The sequence below is a fragment of the Terrimonas ginsenosidimutans genome (assembly GCF_022012415.1).
Classification (GTDB): Bacteria; Bacteroidota; Bacteroidia; order Chitinophagales; family Chitinophagaceae; genus Terrimonas_A; species Terrimonas_A ginsenosidimutans.
The window spans coordinates 14271-41267 of record NZ_JAKLTR010000016.1 but is presented as its reverse complement, the minus strand read 5'-3'; the positions used below and the strand labels follow the sequence as shown (position 1 = coordinate 41267).

Below are 26997 nucleotides of genomic sequence, written 5' to 3'. Positions count from 1 at the left end.
GATTAAAAGGATATACCAACTTCCTTTTTAACCTCTTATCGAACCCTCTTTTACCTCTTTTTAACTCTTAGTATGAAGTCGAAAGAAGAAATCGTCAATAACTGGCTTCCGAGATACACGGGAGAAAAACTGGAGAATTTTGGAGAATACATCCTTCTGACCAACTTCAGTAATTATGTGTACATGTTTGCATCATGGAACAATGTGCCGGTGATCGGTGAAGGCCGGCCGATGCAATGTGCAACGGCTGAAAATATAACGATCATCAATTTCGGAATGGGTAGTCCGACGGCAGCAACCGTCATGGATCTGCTAAGCGCCATATCTCCGAAAGCTGTATTGTTTTTGGGAAAATGCGGAGGATTGAAAAAAAGGAACAAACTCGGAGACCTGATATTGCCTATCGCTGCTATCCGGGGAGAAGGTACCTCGAACGATTACTTCCCGGCAGAAGTACCTGCATTGCCAGCCTTTGCCCTGCAAAAAGCTGTATCAACCACCATCAGGGATTATGCAGTGGATTACTGGACAGGAACCGTATACACCACCAACCGCCGCGTTTGGGAGCATGACGAAGTATTCAAAGAGTACCTGCAGAAAGTACGGGCATATGCCATCGATATGGAGACGGCCACTATTTTTACGGTCGGATTCTTCAATAAGATCCCGACGGGAGCGCTTTTACTCGTCAGTGATCAGCCGATGATCCCGGAAGGAGTGAAAACAGAAGAAAGCGATAAGTCAATTACGGCACAATTCGTGGAGAGACACCTGAAGATCGGCATTGATTCGTTGAAACAATTACTCAATGATGGTCTGACGGTAAGACACCTGAAATTCTAACCATTTATTGTAAACTTAAACGTCCTTTTATGAAACTGTTCCTGCTGGCTTCCGGTCTTGTTGTATTATCCGCGTCCGCTAACAAGTGCGGCAGCAAAAAAAGCGAAAGCAATACATACAAAGCAAAGCTGGAAACAAAAGCGCTGTGTATGAATTATACACTTACGCTTGTGGAAGGCAATATTGATACAGCACTGATCAATTCCAGCTGGACAGATGAATCAAAAGGAAAAACCTTTGCGAATGCATTCGGGTTGGCAAACCCCTGCGATTTTCCTTCAACCATCAATGAAGGAGACGAGTTCTTTTTCACAATTGATACCGCAAAAAATAAAGACTGTGCCGTTTGCATGGCGTATTACCCGACTCCGCCACGCAAACTGACCATCAAAGTCGTGCCGAAATAAATGCAGCCACTTCTTCGTATACAGGATCTGTGTATCGACTTCATATCCGCAGCCGGAAACTCCCGCGCGCTAAAAGGTATTTCCCTTACAGTAAATAAAGGTGAGATCGTTGCGATCGTTGGAGAATCCGGTTCAGGAAAATCTGTTACCTCACTGGCTATCCTTCAACTGCTCCCATCACCACCTGCCATCTACACTTCAGGAACGATCGAATACAGCGAAGACGGGCAAACAACTATTGATCTTCTGAAAGCTTCTCCTGCACTGTTGCAAAATATCAGGGGCAACAAGATCGCAATGATCTTCCAGGAGCCAATGACATCCCTGAACCCGGTTCTTACCTGCGGCGAACAAATAACAGAAGCCGTTCTTTCACATAAGAAGGTCTCAAAGAACACCGCACATCAGCTGGCGCTGCAATGGATGGAAAAAGTAAAGTTGCCAAACCCTGATCTCCTTTTCAAACGATACCCTCATCAATTAAGTGGCGGACAGAAACAGCGCGTGATGATCGCTATGGCCATGTGCTGTGAACCTTCACTGCTGATCTGTGATGAACCTACTACGGCCCTTGACGTAACAGTTCAAAAAACCGTTCTGCAACTGATCAGGGAACTTCAGCAACAAACGGGAATGGGTGTGATCTTCATTACGCATGACCTTGGGGTGGTGGCCGAAATAGCCGACAGAACCCTTGTGCTGTATAAAGGAGAGATCGTTGAACAGAACTCCGTAAAAACTCTTTTCACACAACCTGCACATCCTTATACAAAAGGCTTGCTCGCCTGTCGCCCGGTGCTTCACCGGAAGGGAGAGCGACTGCCAATTGTCACTGATTTCCTGAATGCAAACACGAGTGACCGCGAATGGCCGCCGTCCACGAGTGAACAAGAATCGCCGCAAATGGACACGAATGGAGGCAGAAAGAATGAAGTGCTATTGCGTGCAGAAGATCTGAGTGTTTGGTTCCCGGGAAAAAAAACGTTTCTCGGGAAAACTACTGAGTATATAAAAGCCGTGGATGATGTAAGCTTTGACGTATTTAAAGGCGAAACATTGGGATTGGTGGGAGAAAGCGGCTGCGGCAAAACAACGCTGGGAAGAACCATTCTCCGGCTAATAGCACCTAGCTCGGGGAAGATCTTTTATGAAGGGCGGGATCTCACTACTGTAAGCAAACCCGATCTCCGGGCAATGCGCAAAGACCTTCAGATCGTGTTCCAGGACCCTTACTCGTCCCTGAATCCCAGGCTCACTGTCGGCTCCGCCATTGCTGAACCGTTGAAAGTTCACAGCATTCTTGCTGCGGATAATAAACGCAGAGAGCGGGTAAAGGAACTGTTGGAGAAAGTAGGTCTCAAACCGGAACATTATAATCGTTACCCGCATGAATTTTCTGGAGGGCAAAGACAACGCATCGTGATCGCACGCGCACTTGCACTCAATCCTTCATTCATCGTTTGCGATGAATCTGTTTCCGCGCTGGATGTAAGCGTTCAGGCACAGGTGCTCAACCTGCTCAATGATCTGAAAAAAGAATTTGGCTTTACAGTCGTCTTTATCTCACACGACCTTTCTGTAGTAAGATATATCAGCGACAGGATCATGGTCATGAATAAAGGCCGGATCGAAGAGATCGGAGAAGCTGAAGACATTTACAATCATCCTCAGTCAGCATATACGCAACGGCTGATCACCGCAATTCCCAAAGGATTTTAAGCACTTCCCGCACCTGCTTTTGACTCCCTCTCCTCGCAGGCGATTCTCTTTTGTGCCAGTATATCTTATGAATCAGTGTGGCGTCCCCCGGGCAGATTCAACCCAGGCTCCATTCCTAAATACTTCTTCCATCATTGGCTTGTGTTATTCGGGTTCTTCGTCAATGGTAATGTTTAGTTCGTCAGAACCATAATTCGCCCGGTCATACTGGCCATAAAATTCTTTCGCACTTTTTCTTTTGGAATACAGCATCTTTTTTAATTCCTGCTGCAACTGTGGGAATTCGGGTTCATCTTCTTTCAGCTTTGTTTCAGAAAATGCGGTGAAATCATATTCACTGCCATATTCATCAATCTCCTCATCAAATTTTTCGCCGCCCGGACCAACCTCCCATTCATACTTTGCAGAATCAAGTGAAATAAGTCCGACAGATGCAATCCCCCAGCGTGCATCATCCTTTTTGATCTTGTATTTGAAGAAATATACCCAGCCTTCACGACCTTTTACGGTTGCTTTGATCTTATCAATAAATAATAATGAATCCGGTTTCCTTACATTATCAGAAAGAAGTTTACTCCGCGAAAGTGCGAGCTGATTATTTTCCGCAGCCGGGAATAGCGCGCTTTTTTCAAGCTCTTCAAGATCTTGATACAATGAATACCGGTATTCATCCAGCCCCGCAAAATAATTGACCAGTGTATCAGGATAAGGTTTTTTCAGACGGATCAATGAGATCAGTATAGAATACTTCAGCTTCTTATCGGACGAAGCCAGCAGCTGATTTACCAATGCAGGCACTTGTTTATCTTTGTTCCAGTACGGCATCAGCAGATTGGCGTACAGATTCAGATTATCATTTCCTGATTCCGCCTCTTCGTCAGTACCGCTGTAGTAAGGTGACATCACCAGTTCATCATCCTGTGCTTCTTTCGCCTTATCTATCGACTTCTGTTTTTCACTGATCACCTGTCTTTTCCACTCCTGCTTTGCCTCCAGTAGAAAGCGCTGGTAGTATGCCTTATAATCATCGGGCTTCACCCATCCGCTATCGATCATCTGGCTGAGCAATGTCATCATCGGATATTTATAATCATCCAGGTTGATCAGCGGCAGGATATCCGGCAGTATTGCTTTGGCAAGCTTCAGCGAATCCCCAAGCCCCTCGATCAAACGCACTTCACTATTCACACCTGCATATCGCAATGACTGATTTCCATTAAGATCATTACGAAGGCTCAATACGGGCGGTTCCGCCATTACGATATCACGGAATGTCTTATAAGAATAAGAAGTCTGCTGATCAACCATTGAACCCAGTATTGCATACTGCAGCTCCAGCGTATCGCCCGCGGCCTGATAAAGCTCTTTAAGATAGTTTGTCGCGGCCGGGTCCTTCATCACAACCAGTTTGCGGATCAGTTGCTTCTTCACACCGAGATAATCTTTTTCAGACCATCCGATCGTAGACATCACTTTTTTCAATCCACCTATATCGGAAGAATCCAGTTTTACCAAATAGATCCCTTTTACGGCTCTTCTGTGTATGGCACTGTCTTTACTCAGAAAATCTTCAAAAAAAAGGTTTGATTTCTTGACGAACATATCGCTACCCTGCAGGGTATCGGCAGGGGTGAATGTTTCAAAGAACGATTTCACAAATGAGCTTGGAGCTGTAAGTGTATCGCCCTGGGTCATTATAGAAAACCCGATCCCGTCTTTATAAAAAGTTTTCTCCCACAGCATCCGGCTGCTGCCCGAGTCACTAAGAATAACCTCCCATGCTTTCATTTTATTAGGCAACACCGTACTGATCTTCTTTCTGACGATCCATGAGGAGTCTCCAAAAAGATGCTCTTTTTCCAGAATGGTACTATCTTCCAGGTAAGTGTACCGTGGAGAACGGAAGAAACTGACAAAGATCTTTTCACCTGTCGTATCGTTACTGATCGTATTACTGCGGAACACACCCGAGGCAATTTCATCTGCATCATCATCTGCCGGGTAATTATACATACTGATCGCAGGCAGATCGATCTTTTCTTTTTTATCGTCCGGGAATACGGGTGTTCTGACCTGGAAAAAAAGAGAAGTATCAGTCCGCAGAACAGGCGAAGGATAGATCAATGGTTTTATAACAAATGAATTGATAAAATTTATCATCGCCGGCACTTCCCGCTGACCGTGTGCAATCAGCGTATAGTAATGCGTGCCCTGTATCAAAAATCTGACAAGATAAACAGCGCCTTGTTTGTCTTTATATTTCAGGTCCAGTGCAGGATAACCGTTCGCGGTTGTATGCTGTCTGCTGAGTTGCTTATCGATAAAGTCAGATGCGGCAAAGCTTTCTTCCATCAGGCCGAGATCAAAAGTATCTTCCTCCACGAAACGATAATTATGGATATCTGTTCTCAAAACCCTGTACTGCGTATTGGTGCTTTTATCTTCTGCGTCAAAGATCCGGTTACCGTTATTGCCAGTGAAGGGTTCATGCGGCATGTCTATTGAAAATCCGCCGTAGGCCGGGGAATACTTTTTCCAGCCAGCAACACCTGTGGCCAGATGACGCTCTTTTAACTGTATACTGGAAAAGAAACGTTGCGCTTCCAGTCCCTGTGTTACATAATCACCCGTACCGCTTATTTTGAAGATCAGGATTTCAGAGGGCGTAACAAAAATGTTATAACGCTGAATATCGCCACGCCTGGTTTTATTGATTATATCAATACCTGGGTAGCCATTGCGCACCACGGAAGTTTTGCTGATGATCTTTCCCGGGATATTCTCATAGAGTAAACTATCTACTACACGTTGTACGCGATCAGCGGACTGACCCCACATCCACGCATTTGTAATAATGCGGGACACCATGTAATACGAGCCGTTGGCCATATCTGCGTACTGGCGTTGATCTATTGCAGGATCTTCTCCCAGCTGATAAAGTTTGCCGGGCATATCAACTTTGAAAAAACCATCATCGGATGTTTGCGTGGCGAATTGAACAGGTACCCTGATCTTTTCAACCTGCCCTTTATGCTGACTATCCCTTGCTCCCATTTTCACCGGGCGAAGACGGTAACCTTTTTCCCGAAGCATTTCAATTACGCCTCTTCCGCCAGGCAGGTGAGCGGCACCCACTCCTACAAATAATGACAGGCCGGACTTCAGGATCGAATCGATCGAGCCAGCCTGTATCTCATTACGTTTATAGAGAAATTTTTCATCAAATGCCCGGGAAAAACTATTGAACTTGTTGATCGAATCAAGCCAGTCCAGATTGCCGCTTCGATAAGCTTCCTGTAATTTACCGGAAGAGAAGTTATCGTCCTGATCATAGCTGCGTTCACGTTTATTCTTGTCTTTTGCTGCATCTCTGTAAGCTTCTGCCATTAGTCTCATACTCTCACCGTAGCGTTCAACACCGGCGACTTTCTTTCCCCATTTTTTACCGCATTGATAAATGTACATGTCAAGGTAAGTGTCTTCTTCAAAATCGCTGGAAGCATTTCCATAGCTACGGTACAGGAGATTATTGATAGTGGAAGGATTGCTATGCAATGCACGTTCTATCTTGTCATCATATTTGCCGAAGCTAAGTGTCCGCATCCGCAGGTAATCTGACGGGGCCAGAGCGGCAGCATACTTACCCCGGTAGGCGCTGTAGCCATCATCCAGATCATACTTGCTCATATCTTCCTGCCATGATTCAGGATTGGTTTCCAGGGCTACAACATCCGCGTTACGGATCCCGATATAGAACGAATCTGCGAGATGAAAGGCCAGTTTGCTGCTCACGTGCATGGTGCCGAAGAGATAAGATGGCTTTTTCATTCCGTTTCCGCTGATCTCCCACAAGAGGCTGGGGTAATTGCGGGTACGGGTTCTGGACTGGGCATCGGCAAGAAGAGGCAGCGTAAACAAAAGGAGGAAAACAAATCTTTTCATAGTCGAAAGCTCGCTTTAAGAGGCTTAAAATCAATCCCGCGCTAAGTAAAAAGTCAAAATTTAAAAGTAAAAAACACTACCGGCAGTGAATGATTTTCCGTTCTACCGGAGGAGTATCTTCTTACTTTTTAATTTTGACTTTTACTTTTTTCCCAAGTTACTACTTTATTGAAACGGCCTGCGGCCAAATCTGTTTTGCCGGGCGGGAAAATTTTAGCAAAAAACTAAAATATCCGGCTGGAAATCAATAGATTTAAGCTGGCGAAAAATCCGGGGCACGAAAAACAGGGTTTCGGCCGTTTTATTCGTACCTTTGCCCGCCTTAAGCTATCCGCATGACCAGGCCCGGTGCCGTAAGACCGGGGATTGGCGTTCCCTCCTCAGGTATTCAGATACCGGTTTGCGTCATGAAGCTGAAATTTGTCTCATAAGAGTTGCTTCCACCCTGTTGGTGGGATCAGGAGACAAAGCACATTAAAGAAAAAAAGACTCAAAACACATGAAGCTTTCGCAGTTCCGATTCGACCTCCCTTTGAACCTTATCGCCCAAAATCCTGCAAAAAAACGTGAAGATGCCCGTATGATGGTCGTTCACCGTCACACAGGCCAGATTGAGAACAAGCATTTCCGCGACATTCTGGATTATTTCGACGATAAAGACGTTTTTGCCGTAAACAACACCAAAGTATTTCCTGCCCGTATGTATGGCAGAAAGGAAAAAACCGGTGCAAAGATCGAGGTGTTCCTGCTGCGCGAGCTGAACAAGCCTAACCGTCTCTGGGATGTGATCGTTGATCCTGCCCGTAAGATCCGTGTCGGTAATAAACTTTATTTCGGCGAACAGGAAGACCTGGTAGCAGAAGTGATCGATAACACCACCAGCCGCGGCCGTACCATCCGTTTCCTTTGGGAAGGTACCGAAGAAGGTTTCCGGGAACAGCTGGAGAAACTGGGTGAAACACCACTGCCAAAATACATCAAGCGTAAGCCAGACGAAGAGGATAAAGAGCGCTATCAAACCGTTTATGCAAAGCATGAAGGTGCGGTTGCTGCCCCTACTGCCGGCCTGCATTTCAGCCGTGAGCTGATCAAACGCCTTGAGATCAAGGGTGTCCGCTTTGCGGAAGTTACCCTTCATACCGGCCTTGGCACTTTCCGCCCGATCGAAGTGGAAGACCTCAGCAAACATAAAATGGATGCTGAATATTACAACATCGACGAAAATGCCTGCAAGATCGTAAACCGTGCTAAAGAATACGGTCACCGCATCTGCTCCGTTGGCACCACTACAATGCGTGCGCTGGAATCATCCTTTACCGCGCAAAAATTGCTGAAACCATCTGAAGGCTGGACCAATATGTTCATCCACCCTCCTTATGAGTTCAACATCGCAGATTCCCTGGTAACCAACTTTCATCTCCCAAAAACCAGCCTGCTCATCATGACCTGCGCATTTGCCGGCTATGAATTGACAATGGAAGCATATAAAAAAGCGATCAAGGATAAGTACCGGTTCTTCAGTTATGGAGATGCGTTGCTGGTCATCTAGATCGTTGACCGTTGTCCGTTCACCGTTGTCCGGATAAATAGAATAAATGTTGAAAAAGCCTTCCTTCCGGGAAGGTTTTTTCGTTCTGAAAGCCGGACAACGGGCAACGGACAACGGACAACGGTCTCCCTCAAACGACCTGCCTCACCAAACCCCCGAATCCCTTACCTTTGCGCAGTTAAAAAACCTGTAACAATTTCTTAATATGGCAGATATTTTCGAGCGTTTATTAAAGAATTACGGGCCGATCGGCCAGCATCGTGAGAGAGCGCATGGATACTTCGCATTTCCCAAACTGGAAGGAGAGATCAGCAGCCGGATGAAATTCCGTGGAAAAGAAATGATCGTATGGAGCCTGAATAACTATCTCGGTCTGGCGAACCATCCGGAAGTAAGAAAAGCCGATGGTGATGCGGGTCGTGATTTTGGACTGGCTCTTCCAATGGGTGCAAGGATGATGAGCGGAAACAGTGATTATCACGAACAACTCGAAGCGGAACTTGCTGCATTTGAAAGCAAGGAAGACGCCATCCTTGTTAACTTCGGATACCAGGGTATGGTCAGCCTGATCGATGCGCTGTGCAACCGCCATGATATCATCATCTATGATGCCGAAAGCCACGCCTGCATTATCGATGGCCTCCGCCTTCATCCGGGACATCGTTATGTATTCAAGCATAATGACCTCGAAGATTTCGAAAAACAACTGCAGCGCGCTACAGCACTGATCGAGAAGCAAAAAGCCGGCGGGATCCTCGTGATCACAGAAGGCGTATTCGGCATGGCCGGGGACCAGGGCAAACTGAAAGAAATTGCGGCACTGAAAGAAAAATACGAGTTCCGCCTCCTGGTGGACGACGCACACGGATTCGGCACGCTTGGCAAAACCGGCGCAGGCGCGGGCGAAGAACAGGGCGTACAGGACCAGATCGATCTTTACTTCTCTACCTTCGCCAAATCAATGGCATCTATCGGTGCATTCATTGCCGGCGATCGTAAGATCATCGATTTCATCCGCTATAATATCCGCAGCCAGATCTTCGCAAAAAGCTTACCGATGCCATTGGTGATCGGCAACCTGAAACGCCTTGAACTCCTGCGCACTCAACCTGAGCTGAAAGACAAGCTGTGGGAAAATGCACTCAAACTGCAGAAAGGATTAAAAGAAAGAGGATTCGATATCGGTAAAACAGACTCTGTTGTCACACCCGTATACATGAAAGGCGGTGTGGAAGAAGCTACTGCTATGGTAATGGATATCAGGGAAAACTACCACATCTTCTGCTCTATTGTCGTATATCCTGTGATCCCGAAAGGACATATCATCTATCGCCTGATCCCTACTGCCGTTCACACTGACGCAGATATCGAAGCTACACTGAATGCGTTCTCTGAAACAAAGAAAAAACTGGATGCGGGAGCATATAAAGTGGAAGCGATTCCTGATATGGCTGAAGTAACGGGAAAACGTTTTGACTACCTTACGCAGCGACCTAAGAATAAATAGTCACATATACGTAAGTAGAAAAGTAGAAAGTCAAAAGTCAAACACGAGGTTTAACTTTTGACTTTTTACTTTTCTACTTCGATATTACCACTGGCCGCCAATCTGCCATTGGCGTGGCTCATTTGTTGCAGCGCTTCTGAAAACGCAACAATGCTCAAGCATCCCGAACTCTTTTATCTCGATGACCTCCAGGAGCTCTTCACGGATGTGCAATTACAGCGCATTTTCCCCGACCAGAAGACCTTCGCTGATTGCACGCCACTATTTCCCGTGGCAGAAATACTGGAGCGATATAAGGCATTCAAACGCGCAGGAGACGGAGAGCTGATGTCATTCATCGTTACTCATTTCCGTTTGCCGCAGCCCATTCCACAACCTGAAGAACAGTGGAATTTCCCCATCGATGAACATATCAGCCGCCTGTGGGAAATTCTTTCCCGCCACCCGCAGGAAGGCGGCGGCACACTGATCCCCTTACCTAAGTCATCGATCGTTCCCGGAGGAAGATTCCGCGAGATCTTTTACTGGGATACCTATTTTACCATGCTGGGATTACAGGTGGCCGGCCTAACGCAGAAGATCGAAGACATGGTGGACAACTTTGCCTGGCTGATCGATACATTCGGATTGATCCCAAACGGCAATCGCACTTACTTTCTCACGCGCTCGCAACCGCCTTTCTTTTCACACATGATCGATCTGTTGCAGGAAGAACGGGGTGATCATGTTGCATTGAAATATTTGCCACAGCTCACCGCTGAATATAATTTCTGGATGCATGACGCACACCTTTTAACACCGGAAAATAATGCAGCAGCCCGAACAGTGCTTATGCCTGACGGAACCATACTCAATCGCTATTGGGATGAGATGAATACGCCAAGGCTTGAAGGTTATGCCGCCGATCTTAAAACACATGAACATGCCATAGCAGACCCTTCCGATCATTACCGCCATGTTCGCGGTGCCTGTGAATCCGGCTGGGATTTTTCAGGAAGATGGTTTCGCGATGGAAAAAAGATCACCACGATTAATACCTGCGAATACATCCCTGTAGATCTGAATTGCCTGTTATGGCATCTTGAAAAGATGATGGCGGAAGCTTATATACTTGATGGAAAGCCTGAAACCGCCGCCGAGTATCAAATGAAAGCGTTGACCCGTCAGAAAGCAATCGAATCCTTTTGCTGGAACGATGACCTTCAAACCTATTGCGATTATAATTTCATTGAACAAAGATCATCAGGCAAACTTACGATGGCAATGGCCTATCCTCTTTTCTGCGGAATAGCGTCAAAAGAGCAAGCCGCAAAAGTGCTGGATAAACTTGAACAGGATTTCCTGAAGGATGGCGGCCTCATCACCACACCGAATCAAACAGGCCAGCAATGGGATGCGCCAAACGGATGGGCACCTTTGCAATGGATCGGATATAAAGCTGCCATCAGGTATGATCGTACTACTCTGAGCAATAAGATCGCACTTAACTGGACAGTCAATGTCGAGAATGTGTTCAAACGCACGGGAAAACTGATGGAAAAATATAACGTAGTGGATACTGAATTGCTGGCGGGTGGCGGAGAATATAAAAACCAGGACGGTTTCGGGTGGACCAATGGCGTATATGTAAAGCTGAAAAAATTGGTGGGGATGACTGTCAGCCGATAGAGGCAGCGGAGCGTTAGGGTTAAAATATGCCTACATTTCGTTAAATTCCGGTAACGTACCTCAAAAAAAAAGACCTCCCGAATAAATCCGGGAGGGCCCTAATCAAAAACCATTAACCATTAAACCTTATCCTATGAAAATTCATGGGCAATATCGTTATTAATAAATTAACACAAAAACTTTTTGATCATTTTTTTTACCTCACGGTAGTAAATACATGTTTTATTGATTCATCTCAATGTCGAAACGTTGAATTTTGACCGTATATTAACTTTTGAAAAAATGCAAACGTTTGCGCAAAAATGCTGTTATCTACATTCGAATGCGGACATTTGCATGACATATAATATGAAAAAAACAGTCGTCGCCATAACAGGAGCCAGCGGATCAATCTATGCCCGCCAATTGTTGCAGAAACTTGCAGCGATACCCGAACAGTGTTCAAATCTTGCAGTCGTAATGACGGAGAACGCTAAACAGGTTTGGCAAACAGAGTTGGAAGACAACTCTTATGAACAGTTGCCCGCGAAGTTCTTCAGCACTACAGACTTCATGGCTCCTTTTGCGTCAGGCTCGGGGAAATACGAGAATATGATCATAGTGCCCTGCTCTATGGGAGTACTTGGCCGGATCGCATCAGGCATTTCAAATGATCTGATCACCCGTGCGGCAGATGTGATCCTGAAGGAAAGAAGAAAACTCATTTGTGTTGTACGCGACACTCCATATAACCTCGTTCATATCAGGAATATGGAAACACTCACGCTTGCGGGAGGTATTATTTGTCCGGCTACGCCATCCTTTTACAGCAAACCTAAAACCCTTGAGGAAGTAGCTGCCACTGTGGTAGACCGCGTGCTGGATCTCGCAGGTTTTGATATTTCTACCTATCGCTGGGGCGGTGATCAGTAAGATGAAGTTGATTTGATAGAATCTATTAAATCAACATATCCTTTAGATGGCTTATCTAATGTAAGCTCCCAAAACATAATACCATTCAATTTATTCTTAATAGCATACGACGTTTTCAAACCAATAGAACGCTCGTCATCAAACGTTGCAAACACTTTATCTTTTGCATTATATGCATAAGAAGCCTTTGCAGCATTATCGTAATAAAAAACAAACCCCTTTTTCTTTGACAATTGTTCTTCAAATGAATGATAAGGTATAAAACTTTTAAACCGTCCTGCCTGATACAAACCATTGTTAGTAGAAGCTACATTGATCCAGGTTCGCGCATAGAATGCCGCACCGATCACGATCTTATCAGCCGGCACACCTGTTTTGATCAGGTACCTGATGGCATGATCAGCTGAAGAAATTTGGCTCTTATTCGAATACAGTGGTGTATGATGCCCGGTAACGGTATCAAACCCTCCCACCAGGTCATAACTCATCAGGTTGATCCGGTCCACCAATGGAGTTACTTTCAACCACTCTACAGATTCCTGCAGGAAATTATCCAGTCCGCCAGCGGCAAAGCTGATCTCACGCTTTGACCCAAGGGAGTCACGCAATGACTGGATCAATGACGTAAAATTTTGCCTGTCATCTTTGCTGTAAGGATGCCCGGGATGTCCTTTGATCGCAGGATACTCCCAGTCCAGATCAATTCCATCTGCCCCGAAATAATCACAAAGCTCCTTCACGGATGACGCAAATTCTTTCCGGTTCAGCTCCGATGCGAATACGGGTGAGCATTGTTCACAGCCACCCCATCCACCCAAAGACAACATTACTTTCAATGAAGGATTTCGTTGCCGGGCCTTGATCAGTGTCCTGATAGTTAGCGTATCATTGGCGTTGTCTACATTCAGCCTGCTGCCCTTCAGGTGGCAAAAACTGTATATGATATGCGTCAGCTTTTCAACAGGATATTGAGCAAGCTGAGAAGCATTGCCCGAGTAATAGGCAATGACCTGTAACTGGCTATTTTTTGATCTGTCCGAAGTTTGCGCATTTATCAACAGGGAAGCCAGGACGAATAGCGTACAATAAAATATTCGTTGCATAGAGATCATTTTCTACGGGAGTGTCTGATGATCTATGAATGTAATGGAAAATGATGGCACTGCCCGAAATCCTGCGCTGCTTTTTCTTACAGTAAAATTACTTATTCTTAACCCCTCCATCAACCTTGCAAAAAGCTACGCCATAGACGACATGCAAATTGCAATAGCAACGAGCAATCTTTTATCCGATATTACTTATTGTATTTTTTCAGTAGCTCGCGCGTTCGTTTGCCCGACTCTTTAAGATCACGGTCTTTCCACTTCCCGCCTGAAGGCGCAGAAGGAAGCAATACGGAGCAGGTTTCATTCTTATCGGAAACAGACCAGGTGATCCAGCTGATCCCGTTCTCCTCCGCCCAGTCGATCCATCGTTGCCATTCCGCCAGATCAAGCGCTCCATCCCCCGACGCCGTCATGCCCGCAGATTCTGAAATAAAGAGTGGAATACCTTTTTTTAATGCATAGCTGCCACGATCACGCAATCCCTGCTTATGCGTTGCCGCATAAAAATGCAGGGTGTACATGATATTGGAAAACCCTTTTAAAGGATCATCTGCAACAATATGAACATCCTGATCCCAGTGAGGAGAGCCGACCAGGATGATATTATCCGGATCCTTCTCGCGTATGACATTAATGATCTCTGTAGAGTATTTCTTAACTTCTTCCCAGCTCTCTTCATCTGGCTCGTTAAAGATCTCGTAGATCACATGAGGATTCTGCCCGTAAGTCTCTGCCATTTCTGCAAAGAAGGCCTTCGCTTCCCCCAGGTTTATATTATGACTGTGCCAGTCGATGATCACATACAGATCTTCTTTGATAGCCGCATCAACAACAGCTTTGATCTTTTGCTTTGACCAATCTGGTCGTTTTAAATAACTGCTGTCGCCCAACTCCACGCCAAGCGCCGCCCTGATCACATTTACTTTCCAGTCTTTCTTCAGCCACTTCACAGACCCCGCATTGTAGAATCTTGGCCACAGGCAGTGCCATCCATAGCTCATTCCCCGCAATATAAGAGGCGCCCCTTTCTCATCCACCAGTTGTGTACCCGACACTTTCAGTCTTCCGTGTGCGGTGACCGTCTGTGCAAAAGAGCTGAGAGTCAGTTGAGCTATGCAAACCAGCAATAGAAATCTTTTCATATGGATCTTTGGTTAAAGCTCGTTCATTTAGCCAAAATAAAAACAGCCGGTTAATTTTTTAATATAGATGGATAAAAAAGTACACTTCCTACATTTGCAGGATGGATATTTTTCTCGCCTGCCTCTCGGTGCTGGCCCTGATCATGATCGCTGCGGCAGTTTTCTTTCGTAAGAAAAAAACGGTACCTGTACTCTCCGTAATACCGCTTCCGGAATCATCCCGGCAGATCCTGCTGCAGAATGTTCCGTTCTATGAAGAATTGTCTTTGGAAAAAAGAAGCACGTTCGAACAACGGATGCAGGGATTTCTTGCCCGTGTAAGGATCACCGGCGTAAATACAACAGTCGGGGAGATCGATCGCGTATTGATCGCTGCCAGTGCTATCATTCCTATTTTCGGATTTGCGGAATGGGAATACATGCAGCTGAATGAGGTGCTGCTTTACCCGGACTCATTCAACAAGGAATTTGCCCAGGAAGGACACGACCGCGATACACTTGGCATGGTAGGTTCAGGTCCCTATCAGAATGTAATGATCCTTTCCCAGCATCAGCTGCGCCAGGATTTTCTGAATAAATCCGGCAAAGGCAACACGGCCATTCACGAATTTGTTCACCTCGTAGACAAAACTGATGGCAGTGTCGATGGCATACCGGAGATCATACTGAACAGGAAATATGTGCTCCCCTGGCTTGAACTGATGCATAAAGAGATCAAACGCATCCAGGCTGATAAATCAGACATCAACCCATATGGTGCAACCGATCAGGGAGAATTCTTTGCCGTGGTGTCTGAATATTTTTTCGAGCGGCCGGAACTGCTCAAAGAAAAACATCCAAAACTTTATGAACTGCTGGCATTGATCTTCCGGCAGGAGCCCCGGACCTAAGGCTCAATTATCATGCTTCTCCTCCGTCGTACTGTGCGAGATCATTTGCCATTGCTTACCCCGCAATGCATAGACACGTATATAACGAAGATGATAGATCGCAACTTTATCCTTATCATTCCGCCTGATATCCATCTTGCCTTTTACCACAGCAACACCGGGATGCAATTCTACTTTCACGGAATCGTGCTGACGCGACGGATAGACCGCGCGTCCCACCGTTTTCAACCAGGACTCTTTACCCTCTACCTTTCCACTTCCATGACTGAATACAAAATCATCAGCGTACAGATCTTCAAGACTCTTAACGTCCTGTTTAACTACCAGATCATCTATCCGTTGATTTAGTTCAACCAGATCAAGGCTATCCCGCTGAGCAGATACAGTCAACGTATTGATCAGTATAAAAAAGACAATAAGAGGAAATACATTTCTCATATATACAAACATTCTTCCACTGAAGATAGATCAATCCGGCCTTTTTTCCATTTTAATCACCGGCATCGATTCCGGCACTTTGTCAAGCAGGATCCGCACTTGATCAAGTATAGTGGTTCCCTGCTGCAGCATGATCGTTTCTTTGTTATGACATTCTATTATTGATCCTTAAAAACAAACATCATGAAACGTTCCGTTCAATTACGCCTGCTGCTGGTGATATCCGTGGCAGCTATTTCAATTATGTCTTATTCATTTACTCCCGCTCCCGGTGGTGAAGGATTTGAAGTATATAAAAACAATAAGCTTGTACTTCAACAGTTCGGGAGCGATATGAAAAATGTAAAAACACTTCAGCTTGACGATATACGGTCAACAGACATGCTGACCATTAAGTACTCTCATTGTGGCCAGGTTGGAAAGAACAGGCATATCATCATCCGGAGTACAGGCAATACCGAATTAAAGAACTGGCAGTTTGCCAATATCTCTACAGGAGATAAAGGCATGACCTTTCCTCCTGCAGAAATAATTAAAAACGGGACGAAAGACCACAAAGTAAACGTCTTCTATACATCCACGGAAATCCCAAAAGAGCGACTCCTGATCACACTTCAGTTCAAAAGCTGACCGTCTTACAGGAATATTACTGGGCTACCGGGATCACTTTTTTCTCAAGAGGTGAAGATCAGGAAACACAGCATAAAAGCATGTTCTCACATGTTACTTTTTCTTACCCCAGTTATCCTGCATGTCAGTATACTGTTCCTTATCAACCGTTGATTTCTTCTTTGATCGGGATACACCTTTCTTCTTTCGTGCATTTATATTATTCACCAATGAATTCTTAACTCCTAACTTATTCTTTTTTGCTTTTTTCGCTGCTTTCTTAGGCGAAGCTTTCTTTATCGCCTTTTTTGCGGTAGATCCTTTTTTTGCTGATTTTTTTGCCGGTGCTTTTTTAACCGCTTTCCTTTTCGTTGCCATATTCTTTTATTTCTATAGAATAAATATTATGCCACCAGTTTCCGCTTAACCCTCACAGGTTTATGGAATCATTTTCTTAAACATTTGTTCCGGCTGATACATAGCAATCCTGGACCGACCGAACTGGTATGTTTTGTGATCTATATTAAGAAAACAATAATATGGGACAACATAAAGACCTGCGGAACGATGCCGCAATAGAAAAGATCAGAGAAATGGCTGAAGAAAAGATCTGCCTTTTCTGTACATACGAAAACGGACAGATCGTTTCCCGGCCAATGAGTACACAACAGGTGGATGAGGATGGCACCCTTTGGTTCCTGAGCCGGAAAGACAGTTCAAAAAATGAACAGATCGATGAAAACAGCAGTGTCCATCTTATGTACAGTGACACCAGCAAACACCACTACCTTTCTCTGACAGGCCATGCGAGGATCGTTATTGACCAGTCGAAAGTTGAGGAGCTTTGGAACCCTATTGCAAAAGCATGGTTTGAAAAAGGGAAGGATGACCCCGAGATCAGCCTGATCTCCGTAGCGCCGGAAGAAGGCCATTACTGGGATACAAAAAATGGAAAACTTGTATCGATGTTAAAGATCGCCGTTGCTGCCGTTTCAGGAAAACAGATGGATGGAGGCGTGGAAGGCGATATTACGGTATAAAGATTCCGCTCGAGACTATAATTGAACAGCATTCGTAGCCGGATGCTGTTTTTTTTGTGCGGCATTAAAGACGGGTTCATCAGACGACGATCTTTTATTTTCAGGAGTAAGCGAAGCAATGCATTTGATCTGTCTGGAGGATGGAAGCAAAGGGATCATTATCGCGAGAGGAAAAGAATCGATAAGAATTGGTTTAGGTAAAGCGAACGGAGATCTGTTTGAAAGCAAAGGCCATTTTGCGGGTATTCAATATTTTGATTCGACAGGAAAGCTGCTGTGGGAGGATCAGCTTGACAGGAAAAGATAAGATGCCGGATCCGGGATCCGGCCATCGGCCATCTGACATTCAAACCATCAACCCTCCTTTCCCGCATTTCATCAATATAAAATACAGTTCATTCACAGTTGGCTCAGCTGTCGCATAAATATTCGTTTGTTTTGTGCTACAAACTTAATCCTGAAATAAAGATTCATTATGCAAGCAACATTTATCAAAAGAACTGTTTCCCGTATCCTGTTAGGCATTGGACTGGTAGCATCACTGGTAGCCTGTAAAAAAGATAAAAACGATAACCCGGGTGGACCGGACAATCCGAACGGAACAAAGATCGCAATGTTCAGCCAGGGCGATGAGTACATGAAGTTCGAATACAATACGGATGGCTCAGTAAAAAAAATACTTGTAAAAACTGACCTGAACACTGGTGGAGAAGAACTCGATTTCACTGTAAAATATGATGCACAAAAAAGAATAGTTGCATTGGAAAACCAGTGGCAGCAAGTGGAAGTAGAGTATGAGAATAATGTGATGAGCAAATCAACTATCAAACAGTTTGGAACCATATTCGCCGAAACAGAATATCAATTTGTAAATGACAATCTCAAGAGCAGCATTCTTTCCTATGCGGGAGAAGGAGATCAACTTGTGCCATTTCTCAAATATGATATGACTTATAACGGCCAGGGACATCTGACAAAAGTGGCTACCTCCATGTCAATTGAGAACGAACAATTCGAGCCATCAGGTTATATTACTTATCAGTACGATGGCAAGACCAATCCACTTTACGAGCACAGACAACTCCTCACCCTGTTCTGGTATAATATCTCAAAGGAGAATACCACTGTGGAAGACCATTTTGACGCTGACCAGCAACCTGAAGACAAATTTCAGTACACCTATACCTACAATGGGAAAGGCAGACCGGAAAAAGCTAAAGTAAAGCAAGGCCTGCCAGGTGGAGAGCAGTCAGAAGTAGAAGTGAAATACACTTATAAGTAACCCATCATTACATAAAGTTTAGTTTACGCGCCCCGGAGAGATCCGGGGTTTGTCGTTCTATAGGCAATAATTTGCCGGGATAACTGATCTTTGCGTTGCTATGCATACACCCACCGCTTCCATAAAAAACATCGCCATCACGGAAAGCCGATCTATCCGCCTTTATGTGCCGGATCCTGTCTCTGTGAAAAACCTTTACAAACAAGATCAGCGTACTTTTCCTTACTGGTCACAGATCTGGCCGGCAGCTCTTGGTTTGTGTACGTTTCTTGAGAAGCATACAGGATTATTGCAAAATAAGACCGTACTCGAACTGGCCGCGGGTCTTGGACTGCCGTCACTTCTCGCTGCTGGTTATTGCAGGTCTGTCACCATGAGCGATTATCTGCCGGAACCTGTTGAGCTGATGAGATCTTCCATCATTCTTAATCAGCTCAGCAATGCAAAAGCGTCTATCCTGAACTGGAATGACCTGCCGGAAACGATCGGGGCGGAAGTAGTATTGTTAAGCGATATCAATTACGAGCCGGAAGTATTCGAAACTGTATTCACGGTGATCCGGCGGTTCATCAGCGATGGCGCGACAATCATTTTAAGTACGCCACAGCGGCTTATGGCCAAACCATTTATCGAACGACTGCTTGTGTATTGCAAATTACAGGAGGAGATCATTGTTCATAGCAATAATGAACTTATTCCAATCACTCTGCTTGTGTTAACATCAGACCAGATTTCTATCGATTAAATGCTGTATTGACGGATAAATCCTTCAGATATCTGCAGCTCATTATCAATGCTGCTAAAATAATGATCTGCCATCCTACAACGATAGTTGGCACTCCTGCGTAAACAGGTTCCATCCATAAACCGGAGGCTGCGAGCTTACCATTAAAATATTTTTCGATCAGGAGCCTGTCAAGAACCCAGGGAATTGCAAGGAACGCAGCGAGTATTAACAGGGAGTATTTATTCCTGATCAGTTTCATTGCGCGCCAAACCGGCGGGATCGTGAATGCCAGAACAAGAAACCCTCCCACCAGCACGGCGATATATTGATGGGTGGTAAATACTTGCCGCAGCGTAAATATCTCATCGCCTCCTTTATCTATTGCTGCCAACCAACGCGGCAGAGGCAATGCCGCAATAGCCAATGCAAATCCGATGGTCTTTTGCTTCAGAGCAGCACTGGGCCGCATCAGATAGAACCCGATCCACATAAAAAGATTCGTAACCAACGGTCCGGCAAAACTCGCCAGCAGATAAGGGCTTTTCTCCGTGCAGGTCCGGCAAACCCGCCATACCAGGAAATCTCTGTCGCCCGGGCAACCACAAAAAAGCCACGCCGCAAAATAATGTGCAGATTCATGTGCTTCGTGCAATACCAGCACAAGAATAAAAAATGCGATAAGTGGAACTGGCTTGAATTGTAAATGCATGGGCTAATATAGGAAGTTTATGCGAGGCTAAAGAGTGTTGGCCGCAGAGGAAGGAACACGGATGACTGTCCAGGGTCCATCATCTGCGATCCTTTCTCACCGTCCCACCCGCTTGTAAAAATTCAAATTTACCCTTTTCATGAACTTCGGTTTTTCGCTGAGCGTAAAAAAGCCGGAGTTATCGCTCTTGAAGCAGATCGCTTCACCCTGAGGCTCGAGTTGATAGGAGATCTGTGCAGGTTCTGTTGCGAGCACCTGCCCGATGGTTTGGCCGGCTTTTCTTTTCCAATAGAATACACCGGTGTACGTTTTTAGCAATAGTTCTTTTCCATCCGGAGAAAGAGCGGCGCTGACCACACCATTGAAACCCAACCGTCCGACCAACTGGGCCGTATTAACAGCAGTTGTACTTTGCGGATAAGGAAGTTTGTAGATAGCCGAAGGCTTGTCCCGCTTGGTAATAATATAAATATCCTTTGTCTGATGGTCCACAAGGAAAGCTTCCGCATCATGCCCTCCATCGGGATACTCGTAGGTGATCTTATCAAACCGGTGTACCGTATCCGTATTCAATGCGGGCTCAGGGAAGCGGTAAATAAAGTATTTCGATGCGGTTTGTTTATTGTTGCCGATATCTCCGAGATAGAGATAGTTTTTACCTGGATCCGGACCAGCAGAAAGCACTATGTCTTCCCAATCACGGTTGGTAGCGCCCTTGATCTTTATCTTTTTGTGATACTCCCCGGTATGTGAGAGCAGGTAGATCTCTGCCGGATTTCCGCTATCCTCTTCCACCCATAAATATCCCGGATGTGTTTTGCTATCCGCAATACCGGAAGCTTCATCGACCTTACCCGGTTTGACGGCATGCGATACAGGCGTGCTTTCAAAAATCGCAGCCGGAGCCAGGTTTACCGCGGTGAAGAAAGATAACGAAACAAAAATGGCTTTCACGATTGATACGGGCATAACAAATGATTTGAGACTTAACACATTGCTGCCGGAAATATACAACATCGGGCGGATTGCGGGCATTTCAACCGGGAGGCTTTATTTTTGTTATAGAATTAAATAAAACTCAATCTCATGAACTGGCATCCGCTTACCACTATGGAACAATTAAAGGAACTTGTCATACGATCAGCGGAAAAACCGCAGGTCATTTTCAAACATTCCATCCGTTGTTCTATCAGCTCTGTGATCAAAAACAGGCTGGATAAAGAACAGGCTCCTGATACTGCTGATTTTCATTACCTGGATCTGATCACATACCGGCCGCTTTCCAACGCTATCGCTGAACAGTTTAAAATCACGCATGAATCTCCACAAGTGCTGGTGATCTGGAAAGGTGAATGTATTTATGACGATAGTCATATGGCGATCAACATGGACGATATCCTGGACAAAGTCAAAGCTGCCTGACAGAAATCCAGCCGCGGGTGTTATTATAGTCCACCAGGTAATAACCACTGAACTGGCCGAGCACATCAACCGTAATGCCTGATTCCACGGTAAGTCTTGCTGCGGCTGTACTATCGGGCTGATCGAGCATGCGCTCTGCTCTTTTCAGACTTTGCCTGCGCATTACATCAGTGGTGACAAGTGTGCTGTTTACATATCCCTCTAATCCATCCGGCAATAACACACGATACCAGTTTTCAGATGCTCCTGCAACCTTCATGATGGTGCCTGAAGCCGGCTTTGCAAGTATTGAGGACGAAGCCGAAGGAGAGGCGTATATATTTGCCGGTGCCTTGCTTCGCACGAAGGAATTAAGCCGGTCAGTATTCGCATTTACGGGCTTTGCCGCAGGGCGGTTTACGTTTACAAACGGATAAGGATCGATCGCTCCGCCGCTTGCGTATATTCCAAAATGAAGATGCGGCGGTGTGGTACGTGCATTGCCAGTATTCCCCATCAGTCCCAATGGTTCGCCTGCTTTCACTGATTGCCCCGGTGTTACCAGTTGCGTATCAAGATGAGCGTAATACAGGCTAAGATCCTTCCCGGCTGGCCGCAGAAAGACAACTTTTCCGCCAAGATTGTTTTCGTTCACACGTGTAACTGTTCCATCGGCGGAAGCAACCACAGGCGTACGAAATTTGGCGAAGATGTCAATGCCCTCGTGACTTCTTGCACCTGCATCCCTTGCCGCACCCCAGAAGCTGCTGACTTTAGGATTATCAGCGGGCCTGACAGGAAACGCAAGGGAAGGTGCGGTGGTAACAGTCAGTGTGTATTCAATTCCCCTTAACAATTCAGGTTGCACCCGCAGAATAAAATGTCCGTCATTCTTTGCTTCAAACTCCAGTGCTTTATTGATCGTATCAATAGCTGCCAGCCATTCCGGTTCCCGATCTGGCCGGGGTTGCCACAAGTCAGCAAATAATGAAAACCCGGTGGCAGGGACTGTGGCAAGTTTCACGATCACTTTCTCCCCCCTTTGAACAGCAAACCTGTATGCGGCCGCCATCGGCTTCTCCGGGGCAAAATACCCTTCCTCCTTATAGGGAAGCGTAACAGCTACAGGCTGTTGTAAACTCCGGGCCGCTGCGGCCAGCCACTGCGCTCCCATTGCTGTTTGCTGCAACCCGGCTTTTTCAATACCCTCCGCATATTTTTCATGTAAACGCCTGCCCGAGAATCCACCCTGAGGTGTACTGCAGGCGAAGAGAAGCATCGTTGAACAAATCCAGACAAACCATATTGCACGATAGAACATATCTTTTAAAAAAAGAAATCAAATGCCGCGCCGACTTGATCGTTGTCCGTTGTCCGTTGTCCGTTGTCCGTTGTCCGTTGTCCGTTGTCCGTTGTCCGTTGTCCGTTGTCCGTTGTCCGTTGTCCGTTGTCCGTTGTCCGTTGTCCGTTGTCCGTTGTCCGTTGTCCGACACAAATTAAAAGCGTGGGGCTATCGTTTATCAACGATAGCCCCACGCTTTTAATTTGTATACGAAGATGCAATTCTATTCCACCTCCCTTGAACTCCGGACAACGGTCAACGGACAACGGTCAACGATAAACGGCCAACGATCAACACGCTATCATCCTTCCTTACAACTTTCCAGAAAATCCCTGATCCCCGCAACGATCTTGTCTGCGATCTGCTGTTGAAATTTTTCGTCCATTATCAATTCCTCCTCCGCGGGATTACTGATAAACAACATTTCCACCAGTGCATTTGGATATTCCGTAGGGCTGTTCAACATAAAATTAAAACTGCCTGTATTCCCATATTCCCTTAAACCAAGTTCCAGCATCCGTTGATAGATAAACCTGCTGAGCGGACGAAAACCTACATACCTGTAAAAAACCCCGGTGCCACCAACATTGACAGGATCTGCGGAAGAATTCAAGTGAATACTGATCAGCAGATCCGGCAAACTATCCCGGTAAAATAGGATCCGCTCTTTGTTATCGACAAATCTTTCAGTTGTCCTGGTCATTGTCACAAACGCACCCTGCTGCTGCAATGTGCGTTGAAGTTTCAGTGACACCGCCAATGCAAGCATTTTCTCGGAAGAATTTGCCGGTCCCCCGGCACCGGTATTGCCGCCCCCATGACCAGCGTCTACAGCGATCTTCAATCTGTTCAATGATAATTGCTGAGGCTGCTGCTTCACCCGGATCACAAGCATACTTCCATTATAGTAAATCGTATGCCCCCAATGTTGCGAATGCTGAAGTTCGATAGTGATCCTCAATACCTCGTCTTCCCTTTGCTCATACCAGACATTCTTTATCGCTTTTGTATTCTCCAGCTGTGTGATCCAGTTTGTATTACTGGTGGCGCCAAACACATCAACTACTATTCTTGACGGTCCAACTTCCTGGAATGACTGATAAGGCAATCTTGCCGTTAATGCCACCTGCACATAATCGTAGACGGAATCGCCGTACACGCGCCAGTTACCAGTCAATGATGAAGGAGGAAATGTTCCTTTGGGCAGAAAATCAACCACATCGTCCGGGATATAAGCTGTTCTGTATTTGGAAAGTTTGATGCGGTACAATGATCCGATCTTACCAGTCATCTGCAAAGGGATCAGCGAATCGATATAACCGATCTTTGCACCACCTAACCTGTCATCCCCCAATCCAAAAAGAAGATGAGCCAGCCTCCCCCTGGTAACCAGCAAATCGGGAGACGCTTCCGCGGCAAGAGAAACCTGCGCCTGGGTCAATTTAGTGACGGCCTTCCCTGATGAGTCTTTAATAGTTACCGGGATTTTTGTGGTGACAAAGCTATCGGCAGCACTCACCGTATACTCACCCTGGTAAATGCCGGGCATTGGGTTGGCCGGCATTTCAAACAATTGCAATTTATTATTAACCATCACAACGCAACCCGTCAGCCCTTTCACCCTGAACCGGATCTTATCTCCCGGTTGCAAAACAAGGTTCCCTTCGGGAAATGTTTGGATCTGTACAATATCAAGCGTCTTCACTGTATCAGGAGGCGACGGCAGTACGTACTGAAAGCTCAGCTTTTTTACAGCCTGCTGCTTTCCCTGTGTTGCAACAAGTTCTACATTATTATATCCCGGGATCAACTTCAGTTCATGGGCAAAACCTCCTGTTGAATAAACTTTCACATCGGTGCCATTAATAGTTAATGCGCAACTTTTACAGGTGCTGCCGGACACAAATACTTTTGATGAGCGCGTACTGTTATTTTCTCTTAACGGATCCACCAGGCGGATAACGGGTTTCTCAGCCTGCTGCGCCTGAACCAGGGATGTAGCAAATACAAGGGCCGCCAGTATCATTCTATTCATCCGATAAAATTACCGATTTCCGAACGGCCGAGAAAGAGGAGATCTACCGGTCAGCAGATGGTTTCAACCAGGTATTTTCTGCCATTTAGCAGCAACTCATCCCCCGCTTGCAGTCCGTTCAATTTGCTGCCCAATGGGGATTGTACAGACAGGGAAACCACCTCGATGTCTTCTTCGCTGATTTTTCCCAGCGCCAGCGAAATAAAAAAATGCCCCTGGCTGGTTTTCACCAAAGCGCCAGGAGCAATTTTATTAAAAGCCGCTGCAGGATTTATTTTCTGCAATAATGTTTGTTGAATTTTCGCCTCATGCATCTGCCGGCGAAGATTTTCCTGCTCGATCTGAAGCATTGCAAGTGCCGTTTCATGCTTATCACCTGCCGTACGCTTGGTTTCATTTTGCGCACTTTGAAACAGACTGTCGAGGTTCTGCTGCAACAGATCGATCTTGTTTTGCAGCAGTTCCCGGAAACGGAGGTATACTTTTTCTTTGAATGTCATCAAGCAGCAAAAATAGCGGCCTTCGCTATTCCGGCAATACAGGACCGAAATGCAACTTCCGCCCGCGTCCTTTCTGATTGGGAAATAATACATCATGTGCGGTTTCATACCCCTCATCGGCCACTCTTGCATGACGAAGTTCAGACTGCCGGCGATTCCTCAATGTGTAGAATATTAACCCAATGGCTGCTGCTGCGGCTACCCCTAGTATAAATTTGTTCGTTTTTTTCATGTCGCTTGTTTTAAACCGTTGAAATGTAGACAAAAAGCATACCATTGAGACGCTCATTGATCATTCAACGTTGTGCGTTCAGCGAAGCATCTTAATTAAAATATAATTAGAATGCTATAGGCTGGAAACCAAACATAACCGGCGCGGATCCCGGATCATGGACAGCGGTCAACGGACTACGATTCTGGCATTGTTTTAACACTTTCTCTATCATGGCAAATCTTTTAAGAAAAGTGAACAAAAAGGCCACATTGATCGCTGGCTTACTTGCAGGAATACTGTTCTGCATTCCCGTATTCTTCTTTATCTACGATGCAACGTATCGGAATTCGTGGCTGGTCTATCTTGGCAGTTTTCTATTCTTCATAACAATCTGGACGCACACCCTCATCGACAGTCGCAAACGCGCGCACAATGAAAGCACTGTTGCACTCATTTTTGCATCACATATGGCAACATTGGTTGGTATAGTTACAGCCTGTATCGGGAGCTTCCTTCTTTTGAATGCGATGGTTCCGGGTTATCTGACCAGTCCTAATCCTGGAAAGGTTCTTACCGGCGAACCATCCCCGGTGGACATTGACAAAACAAACGGCCTGAGTTTTCAGATCTTTCTTGCCGCTACATTTATAAATTTCAGCGTTGGATCATTCAGTGCGATCATCGTAACGTTTGCCGCAAAAAGAAATCAGAAGAAAGATCAAAAGGATCCAGCTCCCTTACATCAGCACGGAGTGGAATAATGATAATCGTATAATAGCAGGTTATGCCTTCTACAGTAATAGCCGCAATAAAATATAATGAGCCGAAAGAGATCCTGAGAATCGTATTCGTTTCAGGAAGTGTGTATGATTATCTGAAAGTTCCCGCAGATCTTTATCGCGCCATGATATCAGCAAAATCCAAAGGCACGTTTTTGAATAATAAGATCAAGGGATTTTATTCTTTCAGGAAAATGCGATGATCTGCACTATTTATTTCCAATGTCCTTTAGTTA

At 45.5% G+C, this 26997-nt stretch carries 27 protein-coding genes; 16 read left to right on the top strand and 11 right to left on the bottom strand.

The annotated features are described in order from the left end of the window. The first annotated feature begins 72 nt into the window (after nt 1-72). From LZZ85_RS21630 to LZZ85_RS21620, 3 genes are read left to right on the top strand one after another with little or no spacing between them, the layout of a single operon-like run. Nucleotides 73-843: an AMP nucleosidase gene (locus LZZ85_RS21630; protein ID WP_237875450.1), complete on the top strand. Its 771-nt coding sequence runs from the start codon at nt 73-75 to the stop codon at nt 841-843. 29 nt (nt 844-872) lie between these two features. Beyond that, nucleotides 873-1250, top strand: a complete 378-nt coding sequence (locus LZZ85_RS21625) for a hypothetical protein (protein ID WP_237875449.1) — start codon at nt 873-875, stop codon at nt 1248-1250. Further along, a complete protein-coding gene (locus LZZ85_RS21620; protein WP_237875448.1) occupies nt 1251-2969 on the top strand; it encodes an ABC transporter ATP-binding protein in 1719 nt (572 codons plus the stop codon). Nucleotides 2970-3113: 144 nt separating this feature from the next. Here LZZ85_RS21620 and LZZ85_RS21615 read toward each other — a convergent pair whose 3' ends face one another. After that, nucleotides 3114-6911, bottom strand: a complete 3798-nt coding sequence (locus tag LZZ85_RS21615) for a TraB/GumN family protein (protein WP_237875447.1) — start codon at nt 6909-6911, stop codon at nt 3114-3116. A gap of 499 nt (nt 6912-7410) precedes the next feature. On the opposite strand from LZZ85_RS21615, the gene queA reads away from it, so the two are divergent. From queA to LZZ85_RS21595, 4 genes are all read left to right on the top strand, one after another. Further along, entirely contained in the window at nt 7411-8460 is a 1050-nt protein-coding gene (gene queA / locus LZZ85_RS21610) for a tRNA preQ1(34) S-adenosylmethionine ribosyltransferase-isomerase QueA (RefSeq protein ID WP_237875446.1), read from the top strand. A gap of 205 nt (nt 8461-8665) precedes the next feature. Further along, on the top strand, nt 8666-9967 hold the full coding sequence (locus LZZ85_RS21605) for an aminotransferase class I/II-fold pyridoxal phosphate-dependent enzyme (protein WP_237875445.1): 1302 nt from the start codon (nt 8666-8668) through the stop codon (nt 9965-9967). A gap of 150 nt (nt 9968-10117) precedes the next feature. Next, nucleotides 10118-11635, top strand: coding sequence for an alpha,alpha-trehalase TreF (gene treF, locus LZZ85_RS21600; RefSeq protein ID WP_237875444.1), 1518 nt, complete (start codon nt 10118-10120; stop codon nt 11633-11635). 348 nt (nt 11636-11983) lie between these two features. Next, complete coding sequence (locus LZZ85_RS21595) at nt 11984-12547, top strand: UbiX family flavin prenyltransferase (protein ID WP_237875443.1); 564 nt, start codon at nt 11984-11986, stop codon at nt 12545-12547. Here the strand turns inward: LZZ85_RS21595 and LZZ85_RS21590 are convergent. Next, nucleotides 12541-13650 (bottom strand): glycoside hydrolase family 18 protein, encoded by a 1110-nt coding sequence (locus LZZ85_RS21590; protein WP_237875442.1) that lies wholly within the window; start codon nt 13648-13650, stop codon nt 12541-12543. The two genes, LZZ85_RS21595 and LZZ85_RS21590, sit on opposite strands and share 7 nt — an antisense overlap. Before the next feature lie 191 nt (nt 13651-13841). Continuing rightward, complete coding sequence (locus LZZ85_RS21585) at nt 13842-14795, bottom strand: glycoside hydrolase family 5 protein (RefSeq protein ID WP_237875441.1); 954 nt, start codon at nt 14793-14795, stop codon at nt 13842-13844. 101 nt (nt 14796-14896) lie between these two features. Here LZZ85_RS21585 and LZZ85_RS21580 point away from each other — a divergent pair, with 101 nt between their 5' ends. Continuing rightward, nucleotides 14897-15685 carry a M90 family metallopeptidase gene (locus tag LZZ85_RS21580; RefSeq protein ID WP_237875440.1) on the top strand — a complete coding sequence of 263 codons (789 nt, stop codon included), beginning with the start codon at nt 14897-14899 and terminating at the stop codon, nt 15683-15685. A 3-nt stretch (nt 15686-15688) separates the two neighbouring features. On the opposite strand, the gene LZZ85_RS21575 is transcribed toward LZZ85_RS21580, so the two are convergent. Then, complete coding sequence (locus LZZ85_RS21575) at nt 15689-16123, bottom strand: nuclear transport factor 2 family protein (RefSeq protein ID WP_237875439.1); 435 nt, start codon at nt 16121-16123, stop codon at nt 15689-15691. A 183-nt stretch (nt 16124-16306) separates the two neighbouring features. On the opposite strand from LZZ85_RS21575, the gene LZZ85_RS21570 reads away from it, so the two are divergent. Further along, nucleotides 16307-16753, top strand: coding sequence for a hypothetical protein (locus tag LZZ85_RS21570; RefSeq protein WP_237875438.1), 447 nt, complete (start codon nt 16307-16309; stop codon nt 16751-16753). 93 nt (nt 16754-16846) lie between these two features. Here LZZ85_RS21570 and LZZ85_RS21565 read toward each other — a convergent pair whose 3' ends face one another. Further along, nucleotides 16847-17110 (bottom strand): hypothetical protein, encoded by a 264-nt coding sequence (locus LZZ85_RS21565; RefSeq protein WP_237875437.1) that lies wholly within the window; start codon nt 17108-17110, stop codon nt 16847-16849. A gap of 161 nt (nt 17111-17271) precedes the next feature. Here LZZ85_RS21565 and LZZ85_RS21560 point away from each other — a divergent pair, with 161 nt between their 5' ends. From LZZ85_RS21560 to LZZ85_RS21545, 4 genes are all read left to right on the top strand, one after another. Next, nucleotides 17272-17772 carry a pyridoxamine 5'-phosphate oxidase family protein gene (locus tag LZZ85_RS21560; protein WP_237875436.1) on the top strand — a complete coding sequence of 167 codons (501 nt, stop codon included), beginning with the start codon at nt 17272-17274 and terminating at the stop codon, nt 17770-17772. 118 nt (nt 17773-17890) lie between these two features. Next, nucleotides 17891-18079 carry a hypothetical protein gene (locus LZZ85_RS21555; protein ID WP_237875435.1) on the top strand — a complete coding sequence of 63 codons (189 nt, stop codon included), beginning with the start codon at nt 17891-17893 and terminating at the stop codon, nt 18077-18079. A 168-nt stretch (nt 18080-18247) separates the two neighbouring features. After that, a complete protein-coding gene (locus LZZ85_RS21550) occupies nt 18248-19054 on the top strand; it encodes a hypothetical protein (RefSeq protein ID WP_237875434.1) in 807 nt (268 codons plus the stop codon). A 100-nt stretch (nt 19055-19154) separates the two neighbouring features. Next, the gene (locus tag LZZ85_RS21545) at nt 19155-19799 is read left to right on the top strand and encodes a class I SAM-dependent methyltransferase (RefSeq protein WP_237875433.1); all 645 of its coding nucleotides are present in this window, start codon (nt 19155-19157) and stop codon (nt 19797-19799) included. Here LZZ85_RS21545 and LZZ85_RS21540 read toward each other — a convergent pair. Beyond that, the gene (locus LZZ85_RS21540; protein ID WP_237875432.1) at nt 19789-20490 is read right to left on the bottom strand and encodes a hypothetical protein; all 702 of its coding nucleotides are present in this window, start codon (nt 20488-20490) and stop codon (nt 19789-19791) included. The genes LZZ85_RS21545 and LZZ85_RS21540 overlap by 11 nt on opposite strands. 96 nt (nt 20491-20586) lie before the next feature. Beyond that, complete coding sequence (locus tag LZZ85_RS21535; protein ID WP_237875431.1) at nt 20587-21459, bottom strand: hypothetical protein; 873 nt, start codon at nt 21457-21459, stop codon at nt 20587-20589. 117 nt (nt 21460-21576) lie between these two features. Here LZZ85_RS21535 and ytxJ point away from each other — a divergent pair, with 117 nt between their 5' ends. Further along, the gene (gene ytxJ, locus LZZ85_RS21530; RefSeq protein ID WP_237875430.1) at nt 21577-21912 is read left to right on the top strand and encodes a bacillithiol system redox-active protein YtxJ; all 336 of its coding nucleotides are present in this window, start codon (nt 21577-21579) and stop codon (nt 21910-21912) included. Here the strand turns inward: ytxJ and LZZ85_RS21525 are convergent. From LZZ85_RS21525 to LZZ85_RS21510, 4 genes are all read right to left on the bottom strand, one after another. Further along, complete coding sequence (locus LZZ85_RS21525; protein WP_237875429.1) at nt 21899-23170, bottom strand: peptidoglycan DD-metalloendopeptidase family protein; 1272 nt, start codon at nt 23168-23170, stop codon at nt 21899-21901. The genes ytxJ and LZZ85_RS21525 overlap by 14 nt on opposite strands. Before the next feature lie 364 nt (nt 23171-23534). Then, the gene (locus tag LZZ85_RS21520) at nt 23535-25268 is read right to left on the bottom strand and encodes an N-acetylmuramoyl-L-alanine amidase (RefSeq protein WP_237875428.1); all 1734 of its coding nucleotides are present in this window, start codon (nt 25266-25268) and stop codon (nt 23535-23537) included. Nucleotides 25269-25318: 50 nt separating this feature from the next. After that, a complete protein-coding gene (locus LZZ85_RS21515) occupies nt 25319-25768 on the bottom strand; it encodes a hypothetical protein (protein WP_237875427.1) in 450 nt (149 codons plus the stop codon). 25 nt (nt 25769-25793) lie between these two features. Continuing rightward, nucleotides 25794-26000 (bottom strand): hypothetical protein, encoded by a 207-nt coding sequence (locus tag LZZ85_RS21510; protein ID WP_237875426.1) that lies wholly within the window; start codon nt 25998-26000, stop codon nt 25794-25796. A 212-nt stretch (nt 26001-26212) separates the two neighbouring features. Here LZZ85_RS21510 and LZZ85_RS21505 point away from each other — a divergent pair, with 212 nt between their 5' ends. Together LZZ85_RS21505 and LZZ85_RS21500 are read left to right on the top strand one after the other, a co-directional pair. Beyond that, nucleotides 26213-26743 (top strand): hypothetical protein, encoded by a 531-nt coding sequence (locus tag LZZ85_RS21505; RefSeq protein ID WP_237875425.1) that lies wholly within the window; start codon nt 26213-26215, stop codon nt 26741-26743. A gap of 23 nt (nt 26744-26766) precedes the next feature. Further along, nucleotides 26767-26964 carry a KTSC domain-containing protein gene (locus LZZ85_RS21500; RefSeq protein WP_237875424.1) on the top strand — a complete coding sequence of 66 codons (198 nt, stop codon included), beginning with the start codon at nt 26767-26769 and terminating at the stop codon, nt 26962-26964. The last annotated feature ends 33 nt before the right edge of the window (nt 26965-26997 follow it).